The sequence below is a fragment of the Citrobacter sp. TBCS-15 genome (assembly GCF_005280815.1).
Lineage (GTDB): Bacteria > Pseudomonadota > Gammaproteobacteria > Enterobacterales > Enterobacteriaceae > Citrobacter > Citrobacter werkmanii.
The window spans coordinates 1-310 of sequence record NZ_SZWK01000216.1 but is presented as its reverse complement, the minus strand read 5'-3'; the positions used below and the strand labels follow the sequence as shown (position 1 = coordinate 310).

General features: G+C 38.7%; 1 protein-coding gene. It reads left to right on the top strand.

Features of this window, described 5'->3' with window-relative positions:
- Window positions 1-310: hypothetical protein (locus FDW96_RS12745; protein ID WP_212732898.1), on the top strand; the 310-nt coding region annotated here is incomplete at both ends.

The following is a 310-nucleotide window of genomic DNA, read 5'->3' as shown; positions in this document are numbered from 1 at the left end:
AAATGCTTGGGATGCAATAACAGGAGTATTTAAGGGCATTGGCGACTTCTTTAGCGGAATATTTGGAGGAGTCAAAGATACAATAGACAGCGTTCTTGGAGGTGTAACAGATACAATTAAAAATATCAAAGGTTCAATTGATTGGGTTGCAAGTAAAGTTGGCGGACTATTCAAAGGTTCTATGGTAGTAGGCTTAACAGATGTCAATTTATCTTCTAGCGGTTACGGTTTAAGCACTAACAGTGTATCAAGCGACAATAGAACATATAACACATTTAACGTGCAAGGCGGTGCTGGTCAAGATGTTTCT